The organism is Bartonella sp. AA1HLJMS (assembly GCF_042197445.1).
Lineage (GTDB): Bacteria > Pseudomonadota > Alphaproteobacteria > Rhizobiales > Rhizobiaceae > Bartonella.
In genome coordinates this window covers 1-8,393 of the sequence record NZ_JBHIRW010000039.1, presented here as the reverse complement: position 1 = coordinate 8,393, position 8,393 = coordinate 1, and the positions used below count along the sequence as shown (strand labels likewise).

Genomic DNA, 8,393 nt, shown 5'->3' with positions numbered 1-8,393 from the left:
AATTCTTCATATTCTCTTGTACCATCATCATATTCGTAAAGATTGTAAAAATACTCTGCTACCCCTAATCCCCATGGGGCATGCCCCACCGCCGTTGCAACGAACTTTTTCCCCCCCTTCTGTTTACGTTTTCTTAAAAACATTTGGTTTAATATCCCCTACCTAAATCCATAACTTTACCAATGGGTTTATTTGCCTCAAAATGGACCGTACAGAAGCGTTTTTAATTTCAATGTGTTTTTATCACAAAATCTTTAAATCGCTCTGTACGGTGCCTTTCTGTCAATTTAAACGCATATCTATTCTCAAAATCATCAGCAAACTTCACTACTTTGCTGTTTTTTCGGATCCATAAGTGTCTTTAAGCGTAGATCGCTGTTGCAAGTTGATTGAAGCTTTCTGAAAGGTTATTTGCGAAATTGTTTGACGGTGGTTTATAACATGCGCTTTCATATAGTTTTTTCACTTCTGATTTTTTGTGTTTCTTAATTACCAATCCATATTCTGGATGCGTAATCCAATTATCCCAAGCGCTTTGCCAATCGCGTTCATTTGCATTTCGACATGGGTTGGATTTTGAAAAGCGTACAAATTTTTCAAATTCTGATAAGGCTTCATCATGCGTTAATCCTTGTTCAGTTGCGTATTGAAAATCGGGTTTGAAATCTTCTAGTATTCTTTCAACTTCTTGTTTTTCCCTTATTTTCTTTGTTCCTTCAAAAAAGTTTGCTTTCTCTGGAAAATAAGCAGGCATTATCTTATCAACGATTTCTGAAAGTTGTTTTCCAACCTTTTTAACTTTTCGTGAAGGCAATTTCGCAATCATCGCTTCGTTAATTTGCCATCGGTTGTTAACTTCGTTTGAAGTGTTGGTATTTTGCTCGCGAATGATTGGTTGTTTGGTTTCTATCGTTTTGATTTGTTCTGATTGGCTTTCAACATCACATTCGATTGGCTCGTCAACCAAATCGTTTGTTTCTAAATTTTCAAAATCAATTTCTCTTTTTGATAAAATAATATTTTTATTTTTTTTGTTATTGTTATTGTTAATGTTATTGTGCATTTCCAAGCATTGCTCGTGCATTGCGTATGCATTGCTTGTGCATTGCTCATGCATTGCACGTGCATCATCATTACTTTTATCTTTGTTTTTATCCCATCTAGCTTTTGCTGCTTTTGAAGCCTTTTCCGAAGCTTTATCTAAATTCTCATTAGAGTTATTGAGTTCTTCCTCAACATCTAAATTCCACAAGCGACCATCTGCTAAACGAATGAGATATCCTTCTTCAAGCAAAACATTCAGTGCCGCTTCAAACTTCTTCACTGAATAACCAGTGTAATTAGATAAAACTTTAATATTATAAAAAAGAGGTTCACCAGTATGCAACATACGTAACCGTAATCGCATATAGATATTGCCCTCTACAGCAGGCAAATAATCAACAACAATTGCCCACTGGTCTGCAAAAAGCCTCGTCCATGGCAACTTAGTTGACATACTTCACCTCCCTTTCTTTATTATTATTGCAAGTGAAATTATCTAGCTCTTCTTCACTGAGACTGTTGAGTTCTTTTTCAACTTCTGAATTCCACAACCCACCATTGTCTAAACGTATGATGAATCCACCTTCAATCAAGGAATTCAAAGCTGTTTCAAACTCTTCTACTGGATAACCAATCCAACGAGCTAATACCCTTAAGTTGTTTAAAATAGGCTCACCAGTACGGAGCATTAGAAGTCGCAACATGACATAGATACATTTCTCAGTCGGCGACAAACAACCAAGAGTAACAAGCCATCTGTCTGCAAAAAGCCTCGTCCATGGTAATTTACTGGACATACCCCAATTCCCTTTCTTTAACTAAATATAAAATTGCTAAAGCATCTGCTTCGTTATCATCTTTCGGATTGTGCCCTTTTGCACGCACCGCCTTAATCATCTCTTCTTTCGACGCATTCCCCTTGCCTGTCGTCGCTTTCTTAATCGTACTTACTGGTATCCCCTCATACGGTATCTGATGCTGTTCACACCACGCCGTTAACGTTGCTAACAAACCACCGTAAACATGCGCTGCATCTGTACCTTTATGACGCCTCACCTCTTCAAAATACACCACGTCAATTTGACCTGCTGTCTGTTTTATTTCTGATAGCCATTGTTTAAAACGCAAGTAACGCATTCCACCGCCTTCAAAACGGCGCGATTGAAAATTCACGGTACCACTGAATATGTCACCCTCGGCATTGCGAAACGCCCAACCCATCTTCGTACCTAGATCAAAACAAAGAATCGTGTTAATCACCACACCGCTCCATACAAAATGTGTTTTATAGAAGTGTTTTTTTCCGAAAATGAAGGAAAGAAGGGTGTAAGAAGTATGCAAATAGATAAAGATGTGATTGATATTATTTCATTAATAGTACCAACTTTCATCTCATTTTTTGGAATATGGTTAGGTTGTAGAAATCGAAAAATAGATCTTATAAATTTCAATAAACAACTAAGACAATTACAAGAACAATCTGAAACAGCAAAAGAACATGTTTCCATTTTATGGGAAGAAAAAAGAATACGAGACTTAGGTCCAAATCTAGAGGTTGTTATAGAGAAGAAACCACACGCATATAAAAAGGGTGAAGATTTCCTTATTGACATAGAGGTAATCATAAAAAATCCTACAAAACATTCAATAAAAATGAATAATTTTCGTATACCTGATGAAAGTCCATTTGCATTTGTTGAAGGTGCTTTTCTAGGAAAATATCCGCTATCTTTAATCCTCGAAAACGAGAAATATATGAGTTTTAAAAATCCTTTTACAGCAGACTTAAAATCGCAAGATATATGCAATTATTTTAATCTAAAGGAAGATGAAGAAAGAGTATTTTTTCTCACAGTTCGCCACCTCAAACCAAATATCGAAACTGTACCAATCTTTATAATTGAACACACTTCATCAAATCACCCAGAAAGAGTAGTTCAAACTAGGTTTTGGCTAGAATTTTTTCTATCTTTCGAAGAAGAGAACATGCTAGGATAAGATAATCTTTGGATTTCCTCTTCTTGCCTCCATATTTTTTCATTTTTCTTCATTATTTCCTTTTTAACTATTTGTAATTCTTTATAAAATAGATAAAGTTGAATAGCTAATTGAATATTTACCGCTATAGATACTATTAAACCAGTATACGATCCTGCATTCATCTCTATCTCCTCACTTACCCTTCTTCTTACTCTTCTTATTCTTATGAGCCGGCGCTTTTACTGCTTCATCACGCTGTTTAAGCTCTTGCTTCAGTTCTTCAATTTCCTCGTCGTCACGTTCTTCTATCTTTTGTTTCAGTTCTTCAATTTCCGTATCACGTAATTGAACTTCTGCTTTTAGTGCATCTATAACTTCGTTTTTCCGTTTGAACGCTGCTTCATACTCATCTATCTTTTGCTTCAGTTCTCTAATTTCTGATGCATTTTTGATATTTAAAAAACTCTTATCCATGCCATTCTGAATTTCTCTTGAACATTCATGCTGTTTATTTTGTAACTCGTCTGTTAAATGCCCAATTTTTAATTTTAGAGTTTCAACTTCCTCTTTAAGTGCTTTAACTTGATCGCGATAATGCAATGCAATACGAAACATCACTCCGCTTAAGAGCAAAACTGAAACCACTGCTATCCATAAAATTTCATTCGAACTCATCTTTATCTCCTTAATGCTGTAAAGTTTCTCCGGTGTGATCAACACCGCAGCTCTTGCAAATTTTCGACATTGAGGGGTGTTGCTCTTGATCGCATAAAGATTTTAAAAGATAAGCCACTGCTCCTCTTGAAGGAACACCATATTTTTCCCAACGCCATACTGTTGATTTGTTAACGCCTAATAACGCTGCCATTTCGTCCAGCGTCAGATTAAGGCGTTTGCGTATTTTTTTTTGCTTCTATCTTATTCATAAAATTAAGTGTGCAATGTGCACAGAAAAAAGTCAAGTCGAAAAGCACACATAATATGTGCATTATGAATGGAAAGGAGTTGTCAGAATGCAAGAACAAAAACCCGACCAAGCTATACGCTTAACAGAAGCAAGAATTGCCAAAGGATTTAAATCTGCCCGAGCCGCAGCTCAATATTACGGCTGGCCATATTACACTTATATACAACATGAACAAGGAGTTCGCGGCATCAATAAAGCCGCAAGTCGATACGCAAAAGCTTTTAACGTAAGTACAGGTTGGTTATTGACTGGTGAAGGACAGGGTATAAAAACAAAATCTACAACTGCTCTTTCAGACCGCGAACTTCAAGAAGAAGTTTTTAACGCTCTAAAAAATATATCTCCTGAAAAAAAGCAGTGGCTTCTTCGCATTTTAGATACTTTAAAAGACGAAGAATAATAATTAACCTTCTTTTTTTATCTATACTAAGCTTATTCACTGCCTCCATTATAAGGTTATCAATATCATCCATTTTATATATCCCAAAATAATACTCACTAAATATGCTCATGTTGCACATTTTATTGTTGACATATGTGCAATATGCGCATACTTATGTTCCATATCTTAGAAAACAACTTTTGCCAATAGGCAGTATGGAGGCATTTGTGAATAAACCAGTGTTTATAAATTCTGATGAAATTCTCTTAGTGATGTGCGAAAATGAAGAGCAAAATCTCGCTAAATCTGGTCCTTTATTAGAAGAAAAGGACATTATCAATTTTATCGACCAAACCGATAATGCTGTCCAAATTTTGCGTATTGAACCAACGACTAATCGTTGCGAAGATATCTCTGAAGATATTGCCGAATTCTATCTTAAAGAATGTGAAGAGCAGTGCTTCAACGGAAACATTCCTCACGATTTTATTCTACACAGCACAGCATACGGTTTTTTTTTAGATGATATAAAACAGCGCGAATATGATGATGCAATGTATGGTTCTTACGAAAAACAACACCGTTTGCGTCCTTGTGATGTGCTTTAAAATTCTTAAGGGCGCATTTAAAAGCGCCCCCCCTCTTTCCTCTTATTAAATTATCGGATGGAGTAAACTTATGAATAATCCTATCGCTATTACAAATAACACGGTTAACGGAGAAGACGTTCAAACAGTCAATGCTCGTGACTTGCACGCATTCTTAGAAGCAAAACGAGACTTTTCCAATTGGATTAAGGACCGTATTAGCAGATACAATTTTATAGAAGGACAAGACTTTGTAAAAACACAAGATTGCGGTCACCAAATTTGGCGAGCGCAAAATCTAGATCTGTTATTGCAATTAATTATCATCTAACCTTGGAAATGGCAAAAGAACTTTCCATGGTAGAGCGTAATGAAAAAGGTAAACAAGCCCGTCAATATTTTATTGAATGCGAGCGGCGTGCAAAGCAAGTTCTTACACCACAAATCGATTACTCAAGTCCACAAGTAATGTTAGGTGTATTAACTCATCTAAAAAATGAAAATGAGCGTAAAGACATCATCATTGAATATTTAAAACCAAAAGCAATGGCTCTTGAAAGCTTACAACGCTCTGATGGGCTCTTCGGTCTTACTGAAGCCGCTAAAGTGCTTGAAATGCAACCAAAACAATTCATTCTCTTCCTACAGAAAAAAGGATGGGTGTATCGACGCACTTTCGGGGATCGCTTATTGCCTTATCAGGATAAAATCCAAAAAGGACTAATGGATTGTCCCACCATTACACTTCAAACCGCAAGTGGAATAGAAAAAGTCATTCCTTGCGCAAAAATCACAGCAAAAGGCATGGGGGTGCTGTCTCAAGAGATTAAAAGACAAAGCATGTATTAAAAGGAGAAAAATCATGGTGAAAAAATACGAATTAACTGATGAAACAATTGAGTTTGATGGGAAAACACTTCACCGAATTAGAGCCTTAAGAGACTTTGGATATGTCAAAAAAGGTGACCTCGGCGGTTTTATAGAAAAAGAGAGCAACTTAAGCCATAAGAGAGACTGTTGGATTTTTGGCAATGCACAAGTTTACGATAATGCCAAAGTTTATGATGATGCGCGGGTTTATGGGAATGCACAAGTTTATGGCAATGCACAAGTTTATGATTATGCCGAAGTTGGTGGTGCTTCTGTTGGAGATAATGCCAAGGTTTTTGACTATGCGCGGATTTATGGGAATTCTGCTATAGGGGAAAGTGTACACGTTTACGGAAATGCTAAAATTTACAATCAAGCATATATTTGCTGTCGTGTAGACATTGCTGGAAATTGTAAAATTAGTGGCTCCACCGTAATCGTAGAACGTGAGAAATAGTAATCATGGAAAAGAAATACGAACTTACTGATGAAATAAAAGAATTTTATGATGCAAGAACCGATAAAAGTAAAAAACTTTATCGCATACGTGCATTAAGAGATTATAGAAATATTAAAAAGGGTTACTTAGGCGGCTATATACAAAAAGAAGACAACCTATCGCATGAAGGCGATTGTTGGGTTTGGCATAAAGCTATGGTTTATGGTGATGCTAAGATTTTCGGCAATGCACAAGTATTTGAATGCGCAGAAATTACAGGCAGGGCGCGTGTTTATGAAAATGCAAAAGTTTGCGGTGAAGCATATGTTGAATATGATGCACAAGTTTACGGCAATGCACAAATTTATGGTGAGGCTCGAGTTTTGGGCCATGTTTATGGCTATGCCCGTGTCTATGGAAATGCTTATATAAGTGATAAAGCACACATTTCCGGAAATATGAAAATTCTAGATGGAGTATATATTTTCGATAATGTAAATATTTCTGGTAATCTTGAAATTCGTGGACGCAATTCAATTATCTACGAAAGTGACTATTCAGCAAGCGATATAAGCTACATAAGCCGTTTCTAACACCGAAAAACCAACTTTTAACACCAGCGTGATTCACGCCACGGGGGAATTGTACGCAAATCAAGGAAATAAACCATGGAAAAGAAATATGAACTTACTGATGAAATAGACATCCTCTATCGTCGACCAATTCGTCGCATTCGTGCACTGAGAGACTTTGGAAAGGTCAAGAAAGGTGATCTTGGTGGTTTTATAGAGCATGAAGGTAACCTCTCTCATGAGGGCGATTGTTGGGTTGGGGATAGGGCAAAGGTTTGCAGTAATGCTCAAATTTATGAGAATGCACAAGTATTTGGACGAGCACGTATCTCATGTAATGCACGTATTTATGGAAATGCTAATGTTTTTGGAAACGCTTGTGTTGAATCCAATGCACATATTTTCGATAATGCGAAAGTTTACGGAATAGCCGAAATTCACGGCAATGCCAAAATTTGTGAAAAAGCTCATATTGGTGGTGAAGCTGTTGTATGTGGTAACACATGTATTTCAGGCAACACACATATTAGTTATAGTAGAAAAGCCGAACATATCCCTAGGAAAAGGCAGAGCGTATAAGCACTTTCTAACAACCAACCATTTTTAAACACCAGCGTGACTCACGCCACGGGAGAATTGCGCGCAATGTAGGAAATCAATATGACAAATTCTACTTTTTTAAAAGAAATGGCAGAAAAATATGGATTTTCTGCTGAAGAATTTCGAACCACAATCATAAAAACTTGTATTAGAGATAAAAATGCTAATGTCATCACTGATGCAGAATTTGCCGTTTTTCTTTTTGTTGCCAATACTTATGGACTTAACCCTTTAACAAAAGAAATCTATGCACTCCCTAAAAAAGGCGGCGGCATCATACCCGTTGTTTCTATCGACGGTTGGATAAAGATCATCAAATCAAATCCTGACTTTGATGGCATGACCTTTCAAGATCAAATCAATGAGGATGGGAATATCATTGCTATCAAATGTGCTATTCGTCTCAAAGGGATTAAAGACCCTATCGAAGTCACCGAATATCGCAAAGAATGCGAACAAGACCACAGTGACCCTTGGAAAAAATACCCCGCACGTATGTTGCGCCATAAAGCCACTATACAATGTGCTCGCTATGCTTTCGGGCTTTCCGGTATTTATGAAGAAGATGAAGCAAAACGTATCAATGAAACAAACCATAACGTACAAACGAAGTTAGTTTCTTATGATGTGCTTACGCAAATCAAACAATTAATAAACATCACTCAAACAGAAGAGGAAAAAGTCCTTGAGTATGGACGAGTCCAAAAGCTTGAAGATCTTCCTGATGAAGTAGCACAAAGGATTTTGGATGTTTTGCAAAAGAGACAGCATGAAAAAGAACAATCTTTCCTACAACAAAAGCAAATAGAGGCGCCTATACAAGATGCCGAATATATTCACGTCCAAGATATCGAATATGGACCACAAGAACAAAGAACGGCGGTGTGAGATGGAACAAAGAACAGCAGAATGGTTTCAAGCGCGCTTGGGTAAAGTCACCGCATCTAATGTT

11 protein-coding genes and 3 pseudogenes are annotated in these 8,393 nt (G+C 36.9%); 9 read left to right on the top strand and 5 right to left on the bottom strand.

Going from position 1 to position 8,393, the window contains the following annotated elements; genetic code table 11:
• Nucleotides 1–361: 361 nt before the first annotated feature.
• From ACFIQE_RS07985 to ACFIQE_RS07975, 3 genes are read right to left on the bottom strand one after another with little or no spacing between them, the layout of a single operon-like run.
• The gene (locus ACFIQE_RS07985) at nt 362–1,498 is read right to left on the bottom strand and encodes a hypothetical protein (RefSeq protein WP_375707493.1); all 1,137 of its coding nucleotides are present in this window, start codon (nt 1,496–1,498) and stop codon (nt 362–364) included.
• Nucleotides 1,488–1,841, bottom strand: a complete 354-nt coding sequence (locus ACFIQE_RS07980) for a DUF1376 domain-containing protein (RefSeq protein WP_375707492.1) — start codon at nt 1,839–1,841, stop codon at nt 1,488–1,490. The genes ACFIQE_RS07985 and ACFIQE_RS07980 overlap by 11 nt, the downstream gene beginning before the upstream one ends.
• Complete coding sequence (locus ACFIQE_RS07975; protein WP_375707491.1) at nt 1,831–2,304, bottom strand: crossover junction endodeoxyribonuclease RuvC; 474 nt, start codon at nt 2,302–2,304, stop codon at nt 1,831–1,833. The genes ACFIQE_RS07980 and ACFIQE_RS07975 overlap by 11 nt, the downstream gene beginning before the upstream one ends.
• 75 nt (nt 2,305–2,379) lie before the next feature.
• On the opposite strand from ACFIQE_RS07975, the gene ACFIQE_RS07970 reads away from it, so the two are divergent.
• Nucleotides 2,380–3,042 (top strand): hypothetical protein, encoded by a 663-nt coding sequence (locus ACFIQE_RS07970; protein ID WP_375707490.1) that lies wholly within the window; start codon nt 2,380–2,382, stop codon nt 3,040–3,042.
• A 174-nt stretch (nt 3,043–3,216) separates the two neighbouring features.
• Here the strand turns inward: ACFIQE_RS07970 and ACFIQE_RS07965 are convergent, their stop codons facing one another.
• Together ACFIQE_RS07965 and ACFIQE_RS07960 are read right to left on the bottom strand one after the other, a co-directional pair.
• A complete protein-coding gene (locus ACFIQE_RS07965) occupies nt 3,217–3,699 on the bottom strand; it encodes a hypothetical protein (protein ID WP_375707489.1) in 483 nt (160 codons plus the stop codon).
• Nucleotides 3,700–3,709: 10 nt separating this feature from the next.
• Nucleotides 3,710–3,950: pseudogene (locus ACFIQE_RS07960) on the bottom strand (helix-turn-helix domain-containing protein).
• An 87-nt stretch (nt 3,951–4,037) separates the two neighbouring features.
• Here ACFIQE_RS07960 and ACFIQE_RS07955 point away from each other — a divergent pair.
• The 8 genes and pseudogenes from ACFIQE_RS07955 to ACFIQE_RS07920 all read left to right on the top strand — a co-directional run.
• On the top strand, nt 4,038–4,391 hold the full coding sequence (locus ACFIQE_RS07955) for an XRE family transcriptional regulator (protein ID WP_273791732.1): 354 nt from the start codon (nt 4,038–4,040) through the stop codon (nt 4,389–4,391).
• Nucleotides 4,392–4,600: 209 nt separating this feature from the next.
• Complete coding sequence (locus ACFIQE_RS07950; RefSeq protein ID WP_375707488.1) at nt 4,601–4,981, top strand: hypothetical protein; 381 nt, start codon at nt 4,601–4,603, stop codon at nt 4,979–4,981.
• Between the two features lie 70 nt (nt 4,982–5,051).
• Nucleotides 5,052–5,809 (top strand): annotated as a pseudogene (locus tag ACFIQE_RS07945) (antA/AntB antirepressor family protein).
• 13 nt (nt 5,810–5,822) lie between these two features.
• Complete coding sequence (locus ACFIQE_RS07940; RefSeq protein WP_375707487.1) at nt 5,823–6,287, top strand: hypothetical protein; 465 nt, start codon at nt 5,823–5,825, stop codon at nt 6,285–6,287.
• A 5-nt stretch (nt 6,288–6,292) separates the two neighbouring features.
• A complete protein-coding gene (locus ACFIQE_RS07935; RefSeq protein WP_375707486.1) occupies nt 6,293–6,862 on the top strand; it encodes a hypothetical protein in 570 nt (189 codons plus the stop codon).
• Between the two features lie 75 nt (nt 6,863–6,937).
• Nucleotides 6,938–7,420 (top strand): hypothetical protein, encoded by a 483-nt coding sequence (locus tag ACFIQE_RS07930; RefSeq protein WP_375707485.1) that lies wholly within the window; start codon nt 6,938–6,940, stop codon nt 7,418–7,420.
• Between the two features lie 81 nt (nt 7,421–7,501).
• Nucleotides 7,502–8,329 (top strand): recombinase RecT, encoded by an 828-nt coding sequence (locus ACFIQE_RS07925; RefSeq protein ID WP_375707484.1) that lies wholly within the window; start codon nt 7,502–7,504, stop codon nt 8,327–8,329.
• 1 nt (nt 8,330) lies between these two features.
• Nucleotides 8,331–8,393: pseudogene (locus ACFIQE_RS07920) on the top strand (exonuclease); the annotation flags it as partial.